Genomic DNA, 19,828 nt, shown 5'->3' on the forward strand with positions numbered 1-19,828 from the left:
CATCACCGCTCGGGGTACTGCAAAGTGCTGATCGCCGCAGCCGCCGCGCCACCGGCACGGCGCCCAGCCCTGGCGACACGTACGAGCTGGGGTAGTTCTGGCCGATCCACCAGTGGCGCGATCGTTGAAACGGTCGCGGCTGCGCGGGCGATGGTGCGATTCTGCAGGAGAGTCTTGGCCGAAAGGCTCAGTCCTGCCTGGTTGGCTCGCGCCACGATCTGGAAAATGTGGATCGAATCAGCTCCCAGCGCCAGAAGATCATCCTCGGTACTTACCCTGGACTGCCCCAATACTTCAGCACAAATTTGCGCGAGCGTGGCTTCGGTTTCGTTATTGGGCGCTACGTAAGTCGATTGCTCCTCAACCAGCGTATTGTCGGGCTTGGGCAGCGAACGACGGTCTAGCTTGCCGCTGGAATTGCGCGGCATCGCATCGAGCCGAATCCACTGGCTCGGCACCATGTAATCCGGCAAGGTCTCGGCGACTGCGGCACGCAGCGTCTCGATGCGCGGTGCCTTCTGCTCGGGCGCCTCGAAATAGGCAACCAGGCGCGGATCGCCGGGCGTGTCCTCGCGCAGGAGCACCGCCGCTACGTCGAGGCCTGCCTTGCCCAATGCGGCTTCGATCTCGCCGAGCTCGATACGGAAGCCCCGCAGCTTGACCTGATGGTCGTTGCGGCCAAGCAGTTGCAGACGCCCACCGGGCATCAGGCGCGCGAGATCGCCCGTGCGATAGAGGCGCGCCCCGGACTTGCCGGCGATCGGATCAGCGATGAATTTCTCCGCCGTGAGCTCCGGCCGCCTGAAATAGCCATGAGCCACGCCGTCGCCGCCAATATGAAGCTCCCCCACCACGCCCACGGGCACCACGCGATCGAACTTGTCGAGGATGTGGAACTGGGTGTTGGCAATCGGCTGGCCGACGGTGATCGGCTCCGGACCCGGCTTGATTGGGGCAATGGACGACCAGATCGTGGTCTCCGTTGGCCCATACATGTTCCATAGCGCGCCGCCATTCTGGACCAACTGGTCCGCAAGGCTGCGGGGCAAAGCTTCGCCGCCGCAAAGCATCTTCAGCTTCGGCGAAGGCTTGAAGCCGCTCTCCAACAGGATCACCCACGTAATGGGAGTTGCCTGCATCACGGTTGCGCCGCTCTCGTTGAGGCGCTTCAACAGGGCAAAGCCATCCGCCGTCTCGCTCTGCGGCGCGATCACGACGCTGCCGCCGGTGATCAGCGGCAGATAAAGTTCGAGTGCCGCGATATCGAAAGAGATCGTCGTCACGGCGAGGAGCCGGTCGTTGGCGGTGAAACCAGGCTCGATACGCATCGAAGCGAGGAAGTTCGCCACGCTGCCGTGGCTGACCTCCACGCCCTTTGGCTTGCCTGTCGAACCGGAGGTGAAGATCACATAGGCCAGGTCATCGCCGCCGACCTCGATCGCGCCTGTCGCCAGGGGGACAAGCGAAGCGATGGCGTCGCGCTCGCCGTCGAGCTGGATCACCATGGCCGGCCCAAAGCCAAGCCCGGCATGGTCAGCCTGGGTCACCACGGCGGCTACCTCGGCCTCTTCGATGATCGACTTCAGGCGCGCCGCCGGGTGATTGGTGGCGAGCGGCACATAGGTGCAGCCGGCCTTGAGCACACCGAGCAGCGCCACCAGCATATCGACCGAGCGATCGACCAGCACCGCCACGCGCGAACCGCGGGTGACGCCGCGCTGAACGAGACAGGCGGCAACCTGTCCGGCCCTCCGGTCGAGCTCGTGATAGTTCACCGTCTCGTCCTCGAAAAACGCCGCATCGGCGTTCGACGTCGCCGCAACCTGAGCTTCGAACAGACCATGGATGGTTTTCAGATGCGCTTGGGCAGGCACCGGCAAAGCCGGCCCGTCCAGCGTGGCGACTGCATCCCCTGGCGCAAGCAGAGGCAGCACGTCGACAGGCCTCGTGATGTCGTCGGCGATCGCCTGCAGCAGGTTGCGATAATGCTCCATCCAGCGCAGGATGGTGGCTTCGTCGAAAAGATCGGCGTTGTAGTCGCAGTCGATGCGCAGCCCGTTCGCCGACTCCGTCACATTGGCGAAGAGGTCAAAGGTCGAGAAGCTCTTCGGGTTGGCCGAAACCTCGGTCTTCAGGCCCGGGAAGGCAAGATCGCCGCCGAGACGTTCCAGGTTGAACTGGACTTCGGCAAGAGGAAGGCGGCTGGCATCGCGCGGCAGCGTGAGCTTGCGCAGGATGGTGCCGAGCGTGCAACTGCGATGATCATAGGCATCCAGCACGCTCTGCCTGGTCGCGGCAAGGAAATCGGCAAAGGTCACGCCGTCCTGCCAACTCGCGCGAAGCGGCAGAAGGTTGACGCAGTGCCCCACGAGCGCCCGGTCATCCTCGATCAACGACTGGCCGGCAGCTGGAATGCCTACCACGACCTCGTTCTGGCCCGCAAGCCGGCCCATCAGTATTTCGAAGGCCGCGAGCAGCGTCGCGAACAGGGTGCTACCGCGCTTGGCCCCCGCTTTCTTGACGGCATCGTAGAGCGGCTTGTCGATGGTGAACGGCACCGAGCCGCCGTTGAACGTCTTGATCGGCGGACGCGGACGGTCGGTCGGCAGTTCGAGCGGTGGCGGCGCGGTGCGGTACTGGCCGATCCAATAGGCTTCGTCAGCGGGAGAACCGGCGCTCTGCTGCTCGCTCTGGGCGTAGAGACTGAAGGCCAGAGGCTCAGCCAGCACAGGCAGCGTCTTCTCCAGCTTGGCGCGATAGAGCTCCGAGAGTTCGCCGATCAGCACATTCATCGACCAGCCATCGCAGACGATGTGGTGGGCCGTGAAGACGAGCACATGCTTGTCGGCGGCGAGGAGCAGGAGCTGCGCCCGCACAAGCGGACCACCGACCAGGTTGAACGGCGTCCTGGCGTCCGTCTCGATGCGCTCCTTCAACGCCGCTTCCGGCGCCCCCCCGCCCGAGAGGTCGATGACCGGCACGTCGAGCTGCAGGTCCGGCGCGAAATGAATGAGCGTGCCGGTGGTGTCGAAGCTGGCGCGCAAGGCATCGTGCCGAGCGAGCACATCATTGAGCGAGGATGCCAGGGCGCCGGCATCGAGAGCGCCATCGAAGCGCAGGCTGATCGATTCGTTGAAGGCGCAGGACGCCTCGTCACCGAGCTGAGCCGACAGCCAGACTTCGGTCTGCGAGGCGGTTGGCGAAATCGGGCCGGGGGGCGTAGCTGGCCTGGCGGCTGGGACGGTCCCGACCGACCGGCTCACCGTAACGGCTTCACCGGCCGGCAGCAGGCCGTCGGCCTGCATCGCCTCGATGCTTTCGCGGAAGGCCTGGACGATGCGCGCGACGTCGTCATCCGTATGCTCCGTGGTCAGGAAGCACGGGAAGCCCTCGTGCACGTAAACACCGCGGGCACGCAGATGATAGTAAAGCAGGCTGCCGAAGCGGTAGTCATGGCTCGGCTGCATGTAGAACATACTGCCATAGACCGGGGTCGGCAGGCTGAGCCCGCACTCGGCGAAGCAGGCCTGCAGTTGATCGACCAGCCGGCCCATGCGCGCGGAGACGTCTTCCTGCAGGGCCGGGCCCCTCGCCTTCATATGCTCCAGCACGGCAAGCAGCGCCGCCAGCACCAGGGGATGGCGCACGAAAGTGCCAGCGAAGAAGGTGACGCCGACTTCCGGATAGGAATCGTCGCCATAGCTCCAGGAGCCGCCGTCGAGCGCATCCATGAAGCTCGACTTGCCCGCCAGCACGCCGACCGGCAGGCCGCCGCCGACCACCTTGCCGTAGCATGCAAGGTCTGCCTTGATGCCAAAGATGGCCTGCAGGCCGCCCGGATGCATGCGGAAGCCGGTGACGACCTCGTCAAACACCAGCGCCGCACCTGATTCCTGCGTGATGGCGCGAACCTGCTTGAGAAACTCCACCGGCTGCAGATCCGGACGGCGACTCTGCACCGGCTCCACCACCACGGCGGCAAGCTCGCCGGCATGCTGGCGGATCCAGGCGAGCGCTTCGTCGGAACCGTACTCCAGCACCGTGACATTCTCGACCGACTGGGGCGGGATGCCTGGCGCGACGGGGAGCGAGCGATGCTCGCCCTTGCGCACCTGGCCCTTGACCAGCACCTCGTCGAACTGGCCATGATAATCACCGGCAAAGGTCACCACCCGCTGGCGGCCGGTCACGGTGCGGGCGACGCGCATGGCGGCCATTACGGCTTCCGAGCCGGTATTGCAGAAGGTGACACGGTCATTGCCGGTCATCTCGCAGAACAGCGTGGCGACCTTGCCGGTCAGCGCCGACTGCGGGCCGATGGCGAAACCTTCCTTGAGCTGCCGATCGACGGCCTCGACCACGAAGTCGGGCGCATGGCCGAACATGGTCTGGCCATAGCCATTGACCAGGTCGATATATTCATTGCCGTCGACATCCCAGATGCGCGAGCCCTTCGAACGGGAGGCCACCACGGGATAGACCATCTCCTTCCAGTCGGGATTGAAGCCGGAGGCGGCGCGTGGATCGGCAAGGACCCTGCGGAAGTCCTGAGTCATGCGCTTGGAGCCGGGGCTGCGGGCGCTGTAGAGGGCAGCCAGCGCTTCGATATGAGAGCGCTGGCGGGCGTCGATGCCCTGCTCGTGCGACTTCTGGGTATTCTTGTAGACGGCGAAGCGCGAAGGCAGATCCTTGTCGCCCGCCTCCGGAGCAGCGGGTACCGCCGCAGGCGCCGGTACGGCGGCGACCGGCGCTGGGGCAACGGGTTGAGGCGCGGAAAACTGCGCCGGTACGATCGCCGCCGCCGGTAAGGCCGTCCCGCCCCGCAGCGTCTCCAACTGCTGCTGCATCAGTTGCGCCATGATCTGCAACTGGTCGCGCATCAGGCCCTCGACGCCACCACCGGTCCCAAGCGGAACGGCCGCGGCGAGGGGAGCGAGAGAGGCCATCGCGGAGATTGGCGGGGCTGCAACGGGCGCAGCAATGGCTGGAGCTGCCACCGGTGCTGCGGGAGCCGGTGCAGCGGCGGGGGCGAATTTCTCGGGCGGCAAAGTCGTGGCGACATAGCTCGTCAGGGCGTCGATGCTGCCGAGATCTCCCAGCAAGGCACGGAAGGTGATCTTCAGGCCGAACTTGTTGAGAAGCTCTTGCGCCGCCTGAGTGAGGAAGAGCGAATCGAAGCCCATCTCCAGGAAGGTGGTGCCGGCGGGAGCCGAGCCGACATCCTCTCCCGACAGATCTTCGAAGATCGAAACCACGACGGCGCGGATGGCGTTTTCGCGGGCATTCGCATCGGGCGTGGCGGCTTGCTCAGGCAAAGGCATCAGGCTGGTATCCATGGTCGCGCCGGCGGGAAGCGGCGCCGCGTCGGTTGAAACTCGGGCTTCGGCCATCGGGACGTTCTGAGCGGGCTTGGGGGCATCGACCCAATGGCGCTCGCGCTCGAAAGGATAAGTCGGCAGGGAAACCCGCCGAGGCTGTGCGCCATCGCGCAGACCGGGCCAATTCACCGGCACGCCGGCGGCCCATAGCCGGCCGAGCGCCTCGGCCATGCTGTCCTCATCCGGCCGTTCGCGCTGGGCATCGCCCAGCGAGGGCACGACCACCCTGCCCTTCGCGGCCCCCTGCAGGGCCAGCGAGGTCAAGGTATTGCCGGCGCCGACTTCGAGCAGCACTGCATTCGCGTCGCCCAGCAGCAGTCCCAGGCCATCGGCGAAGCGCACCGGCTGACGGAAATGGCGCGCCCAGTAATCGGGCGAGGTCGCCTCGGCCACGGTGATCCACTGGCCGGTGACGCCCGAGACATAGGGAATGCTCGGGGCTTGCAGCGCGAGCTTGCGCACATGCCCGGTGAAGGGCTCGATGATCGGGTCCATCATCGGCGAATGGAAAGCATGCGAGGTGTGCAGCCGCCGGCTGACGACATTGCGGTCCTTCAGCGCCGTCTCCAGCCGGTCGATCGCCTCGTACGGACCGGAAGCCACGCATAGGGAAGGGCCATTGATGGCAGCGATGGCGAGATCCTTGTCGAGCAGCGGCGCCAGTTCTGCTTCGGGCAGGCGCACCGCCAGCATGCCGCCCGGCGGCAGGTCCTGCATCAGGCGCCCCCGCGTCGCCACCAGCGGCAAGACGTCCTCCAGCGCGAAGACGCCGGCGAGGCAGGCGGCGACGAACTCACCGACACTATGGCCGATCATCGCACGGGGTTGGATGCCCCGGCTCATCCACAACCGGCCCAGTGCATATTCGATCGAAAAGATGCCGGGCTGCGCATAGCAGGTGGCCGCCAGCTCCTTGTGATCGTCCTCGCGACGCTCGGCCGGATAGAGGACCTCGCGCAGATCCCGTTCGAGGTAGGGGCGCAGAATTTCGGCACAGCGGTCGATATCGGCCCGGAAGCCGGCATTCCCTTCATAGAGATCGCGCGCCATGTCGGGATACTGCGAGCCCTGGCCCGGAAACATGAACAGCACGCCGGGATCGGCGGCGGCCTTCACAGCGCGGGCGGTCGCGGCATTGCCGAGGGCGGCTATGGCGCCGTCGAGATCACGGCTCGCAGCGGACCAGCGGTAATCGAAAGCCCTGCGGCCGGCCTGCAGCGTATGCGCGACTTCGGCAAGCGGAAGATCGGGCGTCTGGCGCAAGTGATCTGCCAGCGCGGAACGGGCCCTGCCGAGGGCCGCTTCGCTGCGAGCCGACAGGATCAGCACCTCTACCTGAGAGGCCGTCACCGGCACGGGAAGTTCGGACGCTTCCTCCAGCACGATATGAACATTGGTGCCGCCGACGCCGAAGGCGCTGACACCGGCCCGGCGCGGTTCTGGTCCGGCCGGCCATTCGTTCAATGCCGCATTGACGAAGAAGGGGGTGTTCTCGATGTCGAGGCGCGGATTCGGCTTCTTGAAATGCAGCGTCGGCGGCAGCAGGCGATGCTGGAGGCTCAGCGCCGTCTTGATGAAGCCGACCACGCCGGCCGCCGCATCGAGATGGCCGATATTGCTCTTCACAGAGCCTATGGCGCAGAATTGCCTCGTCTCGTCGCCCGTGGCGCGGAACGCCTTGGTGAGGCCCGCGATCTCGATGGGATCACCAAGCGGCGTCGCCGTGCCATGGCATTCGACATAGGAGATCGACGTAGGCTCTATGCCGGCGTTGGCGTGCGCCATCATGATGGCGTTGGCCTGTCCGTCCGAACTCGGCGCCGTGAAGCCAACCTTGGCCGAACCGTCATTGTTGACGCCGGTTCCGCGCACCACGGCGTAGATATGGTCGCCATCGGCAACCGCATCCTCCAGCCGCTTCAAGAGCACCGCCCCTGCCCCGCTGCCGAACACCGTGCCATTCGCGTCGGCATCGAAGGTGCGGCAATGACCGTCCTCGGAGACCATGCCGCCTTCCTGGCTGAGATAGCCGCGCTTCTGCGGGAAGGTGATGGAGACGCCGCCCGCGATCGCCATGTCGCACTGATAGAGCAGCAATTGCTGGCAAGACTGGGCGATCGCCATCAGCGAGGTCGAGCAGGCGGTGTTCAGCGTGAAGCTCGGCCCGTTGAGGTTGAGCTTGTAGGAGACGCGGGTAGCCAGGAATTCGGCGCTGGCGCCCAGCAGCATCGGATATTGCCCGACCTGAAAGGTGTTGGTGAAATCCTCCGAAACGCCGCGATTGCCCACGACATGATGGAGGAAATAGGTGTTCATGCTGCAGCCGGCGATGACGCCGATGGCGCCAGGATAACTCGCCGGATCATAGCCGCCATCCTCGAGCGCCTCCCAGGCACATTCTAGGAAGATGCGATGCTGCGGATCCGTCAGCTCCGCTTCGCGCGGATACATGCCGAAGAACGGCGCATCGAAGAACTCGACATCGGGCAGGATCGGCCGGGCGCGCACGAAATTCGGAGCGCGGCGAACTTCCGGCCCGAAGCTGTCCTCGAGCTCGCTGTCCTCGAAACGCGTGATCGATTCGACGCCGTCGCAGAGGTTGCGCCAGAACGTGCCAACATTGCGCGCGCCGGGAAAGCGACCGGCCATGCCGATGACGGCCACCGCGTTGAGTGGCAACTCGCTGGCGGGTGCGTCGTTGAAGGGATCGTTCATTTGGCACCCCCGCTCTGACGCTGGCGCAGGCGCTGGAGCGCCTCCGCCTGCTGCCGGGCTCGCAACTGTCCCGCGTTGAGGGCGGCCGACTGAGGGGTAGTGCTGCCGCGGATGAAGGCGGCCAGCGCCTTGATGGTCGGCCGCTCGAACAGATCGTTCATGCGAAGATGCGGGTGAACACTCTCTTGGATCTCATTGAGAACAGTCACCATTTGCAGCGAGCTGCCACCTTGGTCGAAGAAGTTCGCGCTCGTGCTCACCTGCGGAACGCCCAGCACACGCGCCCAGATGGTAACGATCCTCTGTTCGAGCTCGTCGCGTGCTTCAGGAAGGATGGGGGCTACCGCTATGGCCGGAGCCGGGAGTGCCTTGCGGTCGAGCTTGCCGTTCTCCGTCATCGGCAGCGCCGCCAGCTCGACGAAGGCCGAGGGCAGCATGTAGTCGGGCAGCGTCTGAGCGAGATGTGCGCGCAATTCGGCGGCCGTGGCAGACGTGGCGGCCGGTACGACATAGGCCACCAGACGTGCCTCGCCGCCCAAGCCGTCCTTGCGGGCAATAACGGCGCAGGCGTTCACGCCGGAATGTTGGATGAGCTGGCTCTCGATCTCGCCGGTCTCGATGCGAAAGCCGCGGATCTTAACCTGATCGTCGCTGCGTCCGAGATATTCAAGATCCCCATCCGGCAGGCGCCGGGCAAGATCGCCCGTCTTGTAGAGACGCTCCAGCATGCCCGTCTCCGGCGAACGCCATTCGATGAAGCGCTCGGCCGTAAGCTCGGGGCGATTGAGATAGCCGAGGCAGACGCCCCCGCCGCCGACATACATCTCCCCAACTTCACCCCGAGGCGTGGGCATGCGCGCTTCGTCGAGCACATGCACGGTGAGATCGGGGATCGGCACGCCGATGACGCTGCCGCGGTTTTCGTGGAGATCTGCCAGGTTGATCGGCCGATAGGTGACATGCACGGTGGTCTCGGTGATGCCGTACATGTTGACGAGCTGGGGCCTCTTGTCGCCATGGCGGGCGAACCAGGGACGCAGCATCTGCAATTCCAACGCCTCGCCGCCGAAGATGACATAGCGCAGGCTGAGGCTTCCCGGCTGATGGTCGCTGCGCCTGTCCGCCTCGATCAGAGTACGGAAGGCGGACGGCGTCTGGTTGAGCACCGTGACCTTCTCGCGCACCAGGAGATCCAGGAACTCGGCGGGCGATCGGCTGATGACATAGGGCACCACCACCACCCGGCCACCATAGATCAACGCGCCCCAGATCTCCCACACGGAGAAATCGAAGGCGTGCGAATGGAAGAAGGTCCAGACGTCCTGCGGGCCGAAGCCAAACCAATGTTCGGTCGCGCTGAACAGCCGCGCCACGTTGCGATGGGTGACCTGACACCCCTTGGGCTTCCCGGTGGAGCCGGAGGTGTAGATGACATAGGCTAGCGAATCGAGATCCTCGGCGATGTCGGGAACCGTCGAGGGTTCCTCGGCGAGGCTCGCAGCGTCCGAATCAAGCAGGACGACGGGCACATTGCTCTCGGGCAAGGATGGACGTCCCGTAGACGTCGTCACAAAAGCCACGGGCCTGGCATCATCGAGGGTAAATGCCAGCCGCTCACGCGGATAACCTGGATCGAGTGGCAGATAGCCAGCGCCAGACTTGAGAATGCCCAGCAATCCGACCACCATATCGATCGAACGTTCGAGACCGATCGCAATCAGACGCCCGGGACCGGCGCCCATTTTCAGCAAACGATGTGCAAGCTGATTGGATCGGGCCTCCAGCTCTGCGAAAGTTACGGACGCTTCCCCACATGTAACTGCGACACCGTCGCGGCGCGAAGCGGCCTGCAGGCTGATCAGAGCATGCAGGGGCCGTTCGGAAGCAATATCGATCATAGGGCCTCCGGATAAACGATCGCGCCACAGTCATGCTCGTCGCACGATACATACAAATCCTGACAAACTATTTTGCGATCGCAGACGAGTTCCTCCCCAAGAGTTCTCGCCGCACAAATCGTTCCGACACGGCGTACCTTATTGCGCGCCGCCTCGAATGAGTCCAACATAATACAGTCCCAACGCGGCCAAAAAGCACAGAACTATTGAAGAACGAAATAAAATCCAGAGTATTGATCTAGGTTATATTTTGAGTGAGCAGGAATTCTACAACCAAGGCCCGGATTCTTCCATTCATCCACCAAACGATAACCCAAATCGGTAAATTTCGAAAGAAACTCTTTTCTATTGAATAGATAATAGGGACAAAAAGAAGTGCCGATGGATTGCAGCGTCACCACCGTCTCGCTCTCCCGCACTGAAGTTCTGTTGACCAGCACATGTCGGGGTCGCTTCGCAGCTTCCCTAAGGGAGCGTACGGGATCTTCGATATATTGCAACACGCCGGACGCCAGGAAGATGTCCGTCTCTTCCAGACCCTCGAAATCCGTCGTGAAAGAAAGTTGAGTGGCGCCTTCGTCCCTGGCGATCGCCGCGCCGGCCGCTGCCACGGCTGGGACGTCGCAGACGATCCACCGCATCCTCGGCGGATAGGCGAGATAGCGCTGGAAGTTGTAGAAGCAAGTGCCAACATTGCCGCCATAGTCGAAGACAACGCTATCGTCGCGAATAAGCTTTTGCAGCCAGAACATCACGGGATAGTCTGTCGGCGAGGCCTTGTGACGCTCGTGCTCCAGTCGGAGGGCCGAGGCTTCATTATCATAACCGATCGGCTTGGTGGCCGGCGCTGATGCGCGTGCGGTAACGAAATCGGAATAGATGCCGCGAAAGAGCCGTACGTCACCGGAGGCCGAGGCAAAATAACGATCGTAGAGACCATTCAAGACGGGCAGCCCCACCATGCCGTCAAGGCGCCGGCCCAGGCGTCTTGCAACAGCACGTATGTTCATATCCCGAAACCCTTCATGACACCTGCCAACCGGTGACCGACCAACTTTTCCCCCTTGCGCTTCTCACCAACTCCGGCTGCGCCAGGGAAACAAGGAACGACGTGTAAGCGCGCACGTTTCACGCTATAGGTTCTTTTGGACATGTCGCTCCCTACGTCTAGTTAAATATTTCCCATCTTCGCTGCGAAGAAAGGTCAAGGGGACGGCTAATAGATTGTCAGGACACAACTGAACGAAGTGTAACCTGTCCTTGAATATATTATGCATTGTTTATTTAACGCCAAACTATTGTCCAGCAGAGTGATACCCTTTCCCCGAAATCGGTATAAATACAACACAGCACAAAGTCAGTATCGGAGCGGCGATGCCCGGTTCCGTCGGCCTTGCGAGTAACCTACGGGAATCTCTAGTCAAGCAACCAGCGGAACGCCAATTGAAGGTCGCATCCGAATACTAGGACCCATGAACTCAAGCCTCAATCCCGAAATTTGAGGGCTGGCGATAGGGAAAAAGAGACAGAATTCCCCAAAAGGCGTATACATGCGATCCCGAGACCGAGGAATTTCTGAATACCTCCAAAGAGTTAGCTCTCGCAGGAAGAGCGAGGAAACCAAAAAATAGAACAAGAGACGGCTCACTCCCATCTCGAAGTATCGGCTTTTGTGCCTCGCAAGAAAACAGTAAGCGTCAGCGCGGGAGCAGCGGAAAGTAAAATCCTCTCTGAAATTTGGCCTCGATCTTTTCGAATTACCAAGGACGAGTCGGAATCCAGTTATAAGGGGCTATGCCTTCCACGAATCTAGCCCCTCGTCCTGGCGACGGACATGTTCATCTCTGGCTATGGTCGCTGGATACCTCAACCACGGATCTTGAAGCCTGCTGGCAAAGCCTGTCGCCCGACGAGGGCCGCCGAGCGGAATCCTTTCGCTTCGAGAAACATCGGAAGCGTTTTGTCATCGCACGCGGGCGGCTGCGCTTCATTCTTGCGGACTATATGGGCTGCGGGGCCAAAGAGATCGCTTTCGGTTATGGCGAAGCGGGAAAACCCTACAGCCTCACACAGCCGGACGCCTGGCGCCTTGACTTCAACCTCAGCCATAGTGAAGAAAGCGCCGCGCTCGCTGTCTCGGCGGGGATGGAATTGGGTGTCGATATCGAACATATCCGCCCGATTGAGGAGGATATTCTGCCCCAGATCCTTTCGGCAGCAGAACAACGCCAGTTCGAGACCCTCCCCGCTGCACAAAAGAGCGATGCCCTTCTTGAGAGCTGGACACGGAAAGAAGCGTGCCTGAAAGCCTTGGGCACCGGGCTTCAGGGGTCACCGGCCAGGTTCGAGTTCGATCTTGCAGGAAGAGACGACGATTCCTTGTTGCGTGTCGACGAAAGCGCCGGCGAGGCGGCACAATGGCAGGTTCGTACATTCGCGGCGCCCGGTCCCTGCAAGGGCGCCGTCGCCGCGCGCGCCAGGGGATGGTCGCTTCTTGCCATGCCACCAGCACCAAGGCCCTGAAAGTCCCTCCTCAGATGGACGCAGAGGGAATTTCAGAGCTCTTGTCACTACCCGTTCGTACAGCAACCAGCAGGCCGGGTCCGACAGCGGATATCCGGCCCTGCCGCAGCCTCAGGCCGCAGCGGCGTCGACGTTGGTACTGGGCAGCAGCACCGACCCGGTGATCTGGCCGGCCCTTGCAATGCGACCGCGCATTTCCTCGCTGATCTCGAACAGTCCGGCATAGGTCATCACCCGGCCTATGCGGGTCGGCACGCCGATGATATCGGCGGGACAATTCGCCAGCTTGAAGATTCGCGCCATGCGTGCGTCATAGACCGAGACCACGAAGTCTATGCCTGCCAGCATACCGACTTCGACGATCCCGCACAGCAACTCGGTGGTCACGGAATGCAACCGGCGGCTGCCGTCCGTAGCCAGATCGGGATCAATGGCGAAGCGCGAGCTTTCCCAGATCAATGGGCTCTCCACGATCTCGCCATCCGGCAAGAGGACCGGAAAGACGTCGCGAAGCATGTTCGGTCCTGTTGTCGGCAGCAGCCGCAACCCGCCTTCAACGCGGCCAGTGTACTGATTTCTCGATATTAGATAGACAGGATCGCAATCATCAAAATAATCGGTCTCGCGGCCTTCTTGAACATCAACTTCCCAGTTCAATCTATCCTTAAAAACTCTGGCACGCAGTTTATAGAGTGCGTCCAAGGTCTCTGCGTGTAGATGACGATCAAAACTTTGAATCACTTCAATCATCGAACAGTCCCTCCGTCGGAAACTGCTCGACTATACTTAATGATTTACTCTCTTAGAAATACGGCAGATTTGACGGGTTACCTGACGCCAAAAAAAATGCTCATATTTAGTGCCTTAGCTACAGCATGCGTAACATTGGTTGCATTCAGCTTTGCACGAGCAAGGTCGAGATAGAAACGCACCGTCCTATCTGAAAGGGAGAGAATGGTAGCCGTCTCTGAAACTGTTTTGCCACGCGCCACCCATTTCAGGCACTCGATCTCACGAGGAGAAAGGTGAACTTCCTCTTCCTCCACGGTTTCGGTGCGAAGAATGGCGTTGTGAATGTGATAGGCGAGGACCTGAAAATCGCGCTTGAAGGCGCGCAGGGTTTGATCCCACTCGGTATCGGAAACGTCACTGGTGATGGTGAAGAGAGCCCGTTCACCATGACGCCCGCGTATCGGAAAGGTCAGGCCCTGCCGGCCAAGCCCAAACTCGGCAGCCTCGCCGAAAAAGGCCCTGAGTTTGGCCCCCTTCAGATCGAATTGGCGCCAATCGATCGGCAAAACCGCTGAAAATCCCTCGCGAAGGACCGGATCAATTCTTACGTAGTTTTCGCTCTTATAATGCTCAACCCAATCATCGGAGTATGTAACGGCCAGATAAGGATCGTCGGTTGTAGAACTGGGGATATTTACAGCGAAATAGGCCGCCGTCCGCAACCCATAACTCTGAACGACGCGATTTAGCATGCTCTTGACGTCAGAAGACGTCGGTACGCTGCCAATCTCATCGACAATATCATAATATATCTTGTCGAGCGCTTTCATGTTTCGCCCCCTAAAGCATTCAAGCGGTATGATAGTGCAAAACGAACCGGCATGCCAGTTCCCAGACTACGTCTCTCACCCTGAATACCGGAAAGCAATGCTTGGATCATGTACTATAATGTTTTTTCCAATCTCCAAACCGAGAGAGGCGGGACTTGAAATCTCGTACAAGTTTCCTCAGAAGTCCTTTGACTCTTTATTGTTGAAGCAGTCAATGATCCCAGCAGGCAGTACCGGACCAAGCCTAGAAATTGGTTGAACTTCCCTATTCCTCATAGAAAAAGGGTTATCGCAGCGATGAAAAGCGTACATGACGGAATGACATGGTTACAAGAAGATAAGTCGGTGCTTACCATCGACGACGAAACGGGTGCCATCACGATTGACCTCATCGCGTATGGTCCCGTGCGCATCGTCATGACGGCTGAGGGAGACATCGAGGTCGAGGGTCGCAGTATCCTGCATACGGTGCACTGGATCAATTACTCGGGGGCCATCCTCAAGCAAGCCTGACTCAGGCGACAGGCACAGTTGCGCGGGCCAGCATCCCGGTCACGCGCAAAAGGCGCCTCTCGAACGATAGGCGTCAGCAATCGACGTCTTCAAGCGGCCCTCCCCAAGGCGCAAGTGAACATCTCGCGGACGACCGACCTTCCAATGCCGACAGGCGAGATTTTGGGCGCTGAGCCCATATGTGCCCCTTGATCGCGAGCCGATCAGGCCCAGCGCATTGCAGTCGCCGGATTGCGATCAAATGTCGCCCCCCCGTTAGCGCCGCCTATAGATCTCCGAGAAGTCACATGGCAATCGACTGACCCGCCTGGGCAAGCCGGGCATGCACAGGCGTGTGCAGCATCTTTTGCGTCGATCGGGCTCGAGCCGGGGACAGCAACTCCTGAAGTGCTTTTCCACGCACCTCTCCGGTGGGGAGGGTCCGCAGGGCACTCTTGGCGAGGCCTGCCGCTCATGCGGTTGACGGTCCCCCACCGTCCCTGGCCAAAAATGGATCACCAGGAGAGGAACGGGTCCTGGGCCTATTCAACATAGGACCTTCCGGGCGGAACTGGCAGTTCCGCTGGATACAGCCCTTACGTCTTCGGTGAGGTGTGTGCGAACTCGCACATCTTGCCTGCCCAATTTGTTGTTCATCGTTGATTGCCAAGTTATCGCACCACTTCGGCTTATTGAGACGTTGGCAAGCAGTGTTAGCGTCCAATTATGTCAAGCTAAACGGTACGGTTTCTTGAAACTCGCCCGCATTGTTTTTCCACAAGGGAAACAATTTGTGGCCCCGTAACAATTATAGTTGCGGCAATTTGACATTTAGTCAGAAGCCCTTGCCTCGTTATAGTCAAGGGAAGGAGGAACCCGTGACACCGCATGGTGAGCTTGGTCCGACGCTTGATGGAGAGCGTTACTTGAAGATCCCCGTCTGTGTAATTGATAAGCGCACCTTCTGGCGTGATTGCCTGACCCAGTGCTTAACCGCATCGGAGGCAGATCTCGTGGCGGAAGGATTTGATACGGTCGAAGACTGGATCACGACTTCGGTGGATGATGCCCTCGCAATCATTCTTCTTTGCGCCGGCGGCCGCGAAGCCACCGAACTGGCCGTGGCGCGCGATCTGGACACCCTCCTGAATGCCAGACCGGACGCCAACGTCGTCATCGTCTCCGACATCGACAGCCCAGCGACCATGGTGAGCGCCCTGGAAAGGGGAGCCCGCGGCTTCGTGACGATGAGCCTCAGCCTCGAAGTCACCATCGAAGCCATCCGCATCGTCAAGGTCGGCGGCACTTTCGTTCCCGCCAGCGGCCTGCTGTCGGCCCGCCAGGCCTACACCGCGCCGTCCGAGCCTCAGCCCGCCGCCAATGAGGGCCACGCCCATTTTACGGAGCGCCAGCTGGCGATCATCGCCTGCGTGCGCAAGGGCGAGCCCAACAAGATCATCGCCCACAAGCTCAACATGACGGAGAGCACCGTGAAGGTGCATATCCGGAACATCATGCGCAAGATCAAGGCGAAGAACCGCACCGAGGTTGCCTTCCTGACGAACGAACTGCCGCTGCCGAACGAAAATCCGCCCCGCCAGTGATGACTTCGGGCCGCATGTAGGAAGCCGGCCGATCCCGATCCGCGATGCCCAAGGCCCGATTGCTGCAGCGATCGGGCCTTATGCTTTGGCGCGGCAAAAGCTGAAGCCTGCGACCTGCTCTTCCATATCCTTGGACTCCCCGCGCGATTTTATTATCAATAGCTGCGGGGTGGGTTTGTACATATTTGGAGATGGGGATGTCGAATGCAGTCGAGAAATCACCAGCTTCCGAAACGCCTCCGCGCAGCATGCTGTCGCGCTGGCTCTACCCGGCCCTGAGAGCCGGCTTCCTCATCCTCGCGGCCTGGCTGGTCTGGTATGTGGCCGGCAACTGGAACCGCTGGACCGGTGCCGCTCGCCTGGCTGTCACGGATGACTCCTATGTGGCCGGCGATGTCACCCCGCTCTCCGCTCGCGTCTCCGGCTATATCCAGAGTGTGGCGGTCCAGGACTACCAGACCATCCACAAGGGTGACCTGATTGCCACCATCGACCCATCCGACTACCAGGCCCAGCTTGAACTTACCCAGGCCAATCTGTCGGCGGCGCAGGCAAGCCTTGCCAACATCGCCAACCAGAAGAATGTCCAGAATGCCCTGATCCGCCAGGCCGGCGCCAACATCGATGCCGCCGACGCCGATGTGCTGCGCTACCAGGCTGAGGCAGTACGCCAACGTGACCTGCTCAGGGACGGCACGGCGGGCACGCAGCAATTCGTCGAGCAAGCCGATGCCAACGCCAAGCGTGCGATCGCCGTGAGGGCCTTGAATGGGGCCCAGCTCGACCAGCAGAAGGCCCTGCTGACCGGCCTCGACATCCAGGAGCAACAGGTCAACGCCCAGATCAAGGCGGCCGAGGCGCAGCTGATGCTGGCGACCAACAATCTCAATTATACGCATATCGTCTCGCCCGCCGACGGCCTGGTCGGCCAGCGCCAGGTCCGGCCTGGCCAGTTCGTCAATATCGGCACGCAGGTCATCGCCGTCGTTCCTCTCCCGAACATCTGGGTCACCGCGAATTACAAGGAGACGCAGATGACCAATGTGCGCCTCGGCCAGAGCGCCAAGGTCACCGTGGACGCCTTTCCCGATCTGGTCCTGACAGGCCATGTCGAGGCCTGGTCGCCCGGCACGGGCAGCACTTTCGCGCTGCTGCCACCCGATAACGCCACGGGCAATTTCACCAAGGTGGTACAGCGCGTTCCGGTGAAGATCGTGCTCGACACCAATCCGGCCCTCGGCACGCTGGTACGGCCGGGCATGTCGGTCGTTGCCACCATCGACACCGGTAGCAAGGGCACGGATGGCGCGGCTGCAGCAGCGGCTGCCAAGCCATGAGGCTGCATTTCGCCCCCTTCACCGCGGCGGGTGCGGCTCTTCATCCGATATCGCATTTTCACCCGCGCCTGAACACCGACACGCTGCGGCCCTATGTCGGCATCCTCGGGGTGCTGCTCGGGGCGATCATGTCGACGCTCGGCAGCCGCGTCACCAACTTCGGCTTGGCGGACCTGCGCGGCGGCCTGCATCTGGGCTTCGACGAAGGCGCCTGGATGACCACGAGCTACGGGCTCGGCCAAATGCTGGTGGGCGTGTCCTGCCCCTATCTCGGCGCGATCTTCGGCGTGCGGCGCGTACTGCTGCTTGGCATCATCCTGCTGTTCGTTGCGAGCCTGCTGGCGCCACTCTCGCCCAATCTCAACGCTTACCTTGCCATGCAGTTCATGGCTGGCGTGGGCTCAGGCACCTTCATTCCGGTGACCATCAGCTTCATCGTGCGCAGCCTGCCGGCACGGCTCGTCGTCTACGGCATCGCCGTCTACGCCATGAATTCGGAGCTGTCGCAGAATGTCGCCGCCTCGCTGGAGGGCTGGTACACGGACAATTTCTCCTGGCGCTGGATCGCCTGGCAATATTGCGGGATGCTTCCGCTGATGTTCGCTTGCGTCTGGTACGGCATACCTCGCGAAGATATAAAAACGGACCTCCTGCGCCATCTCGACTGGCCGGGCCTTGCCTATGCCGGTCTTGGCTTCAGCCTGCTTTACGCCGGGCTCGACCAAGGCAACCGGCTCGACTGGACCAGCAACGGGCTGGTGAACGGCCTCCTCATCTCCGGTGGGCTGGTGACTGCCGCCTTCGTAATCCGGGAATTATGGGTCACAAGGCAGCCCTTCCTCAACCTGCGCATCCTGATGCGCCACCAACTCGTGCTGATCCTGCTCTTGTTGGCAGGCTTCCGCTTCATCATCCTCTCGACCGCCTACATCATTCCAACCTATCTGCAGTCGGTGCAGAATTTCCGCGAATTGCAGGTCGGCGCGGTGCTGCTCTGGATCGCCCTGCCCCAACTTGCAATCATGCTGCCGCTCGGCTACATCCTGCAGCGCGTGGACGGGCGCTGGGTACTGGCGATCGGCTCGACCCTGGTCGGCATCGCCTGCTTGATGGCCGCGCAGCTAACCGGCGAATGGGCCACCGACAACTTCCTGGCGTCACAGATCCTGCAGGCGCTCGGCCAGTCCTTTGCACTCACGGCCCTTATCGTATTGGCGGTACAGTCCATCAACCCGGCCGACGCCCTCACCATCGGCGCCCTCCTGCAGTTGAGCCGCCTGTTCGGCGGGGAGATCGGCACTGCCTTCATGCAGACCTTCGTGCGCATGCGCGAGCAGATCCATTCCAACCTGATCGGCCTGCATGTCGACAGTCTGGCCGGCCTCACGGCAGACCGGCTTGCGACCTATCGCAACGTGGTGGGAACACACACTTCTGACCTCGCGGTGACCTCGGCAAGAGCGACAAGTCTCCTTGCTTCGGCCGTCTCGAAGCAAGCGGCGGTGCTCTCCTTCATCGATGGATTCCTGGCGGCAGCGGCGGGCGCCTTCCTCTGCCTCCTGCTGACATCCGTGTTGCCGGGACCTGAGAAATCGCCGGCCGCCACCTGACAGATGTCGCCTTGACACGATCGGTGCCATGAACCCATCAAGGCGCATGCCTCAGACAGTGATCACCCTCCAGACCTCAGGCCAGGGTCTCTATGAAATTACCGCCCAGGCAGTTGATTTCATCCGGCGCAGCAAGGTGGAGACCGGGCTCCTCACCGCCTTCGTGCGGCACACCTCGGCTTCGCTGGTTATCCAGGAAAATGCCGATCCCGACGTGAGGACGGATCTCGAAGCGTTTTTCGCGCACCTGGTGCCGCCTGCGACCGATGCCTCGATGCGCTATCTCGTCCATCGCCTGGAAGGCCCCGACGACATGCCAGCCCATATCAAATCAGCCCTGACACAGGTCTCGATATCGATTCCGATAGGCGACAGGACGCTGCTGCTCGGTACCTGGCAGGGCCTCTATCTGTTCGAGCATCGCGACCGACCGCACCGGCGGGAGGTCGTCCTTCACATCAGTGCCTGATCAACGGCGGTCAGGAACTCCAGAAGGCGTAGAGGATGAAGCAAGCAAGAGCCGCGCCGACAAATCCGCCGAGCAGAACGTAGAGAACTCGATGTCCATCCGGCCCCTGCCGGGCTGTATCCGCAGTCACGCTTACAGGATCATCACGCCCTTCACGCGGAGCAGGCTGGACCTTGTCTTTCTCAATGGTGGACATGGCAACCTCCTGTTTCTATTGAAATCCCGCTGCCGCCGGCATTG

12 protein-coding genes are annotated in these 19,828 nt (G+C 61.5%); 6 read left to right on the plus strand and 6 right to left on the minus strand.

The window, feature by feature from the left end; genetic code table 11:
• Positions 1–2: 2 nt before the first annotated feature.
• The 3 genes from ACMDCR_RS19610 to ACMDCR_RS19620 form a co-directional block, all read right to left on the minus strand.
• Entirely contained in the window at positions 3–8,093 is an 8,091-nt protein-coding gene (locus ACMDCR_RS19610; RefSeq protein WP_413988224.1) for an amino acid adenylation domain-containing protein, read from the minus strand.
• Positions 8,090–9,991 carry an amino acid adenylation domain-containing protein gene (locus tag ACMDCR_RS19615; RefSeq protein WP_413988225.1) on the minus strand — a complete coding sequence of 634 codons (1,902 nt, stop codon included), beginning with the start codon at positions 9,989–9,991 and terminating at the stop codon, positions 8,090–8,092. The genes ACMDCR_RS19610 and ACMDCR_RS19615 overlap by 4 nt, the downstream gene beginning before the upstream one ends.
• A gap of 203 nt (positions 9,992–10,194) precedes the next feature.
• The gene (locus ACMDCR_RS19620; RefSeq protein WP_413988226.1) at positions 10,195–11,001 is read right to left on the minus strand and encodes a methyltransferase, TIGR04325 family; all 807 of its coding nucleotides are present in this window, start codon (positions 10,999–11,001) and stop codon (positions 10,195–10,197) included.
• A 784-nt stretch (positions 11,002–11,785) separates the two neighbouring features.
• Between ACMDCR_RS19620 and ACMDCR_RS19625 the strand changes: the two genes are divergently transcribed.
• The gene (locus ACMDCR_RS19625) at positions 11,786–12,514 is read left to right on the plus strand and encodes a 4'-phosphopantetheinyl transferase family protein (RefSeq protein ID WP_413988227.1); all 729 of its coding nucleotides are present in this window, start codon (positions 11,786–11,788) and stop codon (positions 12,512–12,514) included.
• Positions 12,515–12,625: 111 nt separating this feature from the next.
• On the opposite strand, the gene ACMDCR_RS19630 is transcribed toward ACMDCR_RS19625, so the two are convergent.
• Together ACMDCR_RS19630 and ACMDCR_RS19635 are read right to left on the minus strand one after the other, a co-directional pair.
• Entirely contained in the window at positions 12,626–13,264 is a 639-nt protein-coding gene (locus ACMDCR_RS19630; protein ID WP_413988228.1) for an acyl-homoserine-lactone synthase, read from the minus strand.
• 77 nt (positions 13,265–13,341) lie between these two features.
• Positions 13,342–14,076 (minus strand): LuxR family transcriptional regulator, encoded by a 735-nt coding sequence (locus ACMDCR_RS19635; protein ID WP_413988229.1) that lies wholly within the window; start codon positions 14,074–14,076, stop codon positions 13,342–13,344.
• 345 nt (positions 14,077–14,421) lie between these two features.
• Between ACMDCR_RS19635 and ACMDCR_RS19640 the strand changes: the two genes are divergently transcribed.
• The 5 genes from ACMDCR_RS19640 to ACMDCR_RS19660 all read left to right on the plus strand — a co-directional run bounded on the left by ACMDCR_RS19640 (position 14,422) and on the right by ACMDCR_RS19660 (position 19,588).
• Entirely contained in the window at positions 14,422–14,589 is a 168-nt protein-coding gene (locus ACMDCR_RS19640) for a hypothetical protein (protein ID WP_413988230.1), read from the plus strand.
• Between the two features lie 992 nt (positions 14,590–15,581).
• On the plus strand, positions 15,582–16,172 hold the full coding sequence (locus ACMDCR_RS19645; protein ID WP_413988231.1) for a LuxR C-terminal-related transcriptional regulator: 591 nt from the start codon (positions 15,582–15,584) through the stop codon (positions 16,170–16,172).
• A gap of 197 nt (positions 16,173–16,369) precedes the next feature.
• Complete coding sequence (locus tag ACMDCR_RS19650; RefSeq protein ID WP_413988232.1) at positions 16,370–17,509, plus strand: HlyD family secretion protein; 1,140 nt, start codon at positions 16,370–16,372, stop codon at positions 17,507–17,509.
• The gene (locus tag ACMDCR_RS19655; RefSeq protein WP_413988233.1) at positions 17,506–19,119 is read left to right on the plus strand and encodes an MFS transporter; all 1,614 of its coding nucleotides are present in this window, start codon (positions 17,506–17,508) and stop codon (positions 19,117–19,119) included. The genes ACMDCR_RS19650 and ACMDCR_RS19655 overlap by 4 nt, the downstream gene beginning before the upstream one ends.
• Before the next feature lie 46 nt (positions 19,120–19,165).
• Complete coding sequence (locus ACMDCR_RS19660; RefSeq protein ID WP_413993671.1) at positions 19,166–19,588, plus strand: secondary thiamine-phosphate synthase enzyme YjbQ; 423 nt, start codon at positions 19,166–19,168, stop codon at positions 19,586–19,588.
• 10 nt (positions 19,589–19,598) lie between these two features.
• On the opposite strand, the gene ACMDCR_RS19665 is transcribed toward ACMDCR_RS19660, so the two are convergent.
• Positions 19,599–19,784 carry a hypothetical protein gene (locus ACMDCR_RS19665; RefSeq protein ID WP_413988234.1) on the minus strand — a complete coding sequence of 62 codons (186 nt, stop codon included), beginning with the start codon at positions 19,782–19,784 and terminating at the stop codon, positions 19,599–19,601.
• Positions 19,785–19,828: the final 44 nt, after the last annotated feature.

This window comes from Labrys okinawensis (assembly GCF_047345005.1).
Lineage (GTDB): Bacteria > Pseudomonadota > Alphaproteobacteria > Rhizobiales > Labraceae > Labrys > Labrys okinawensis.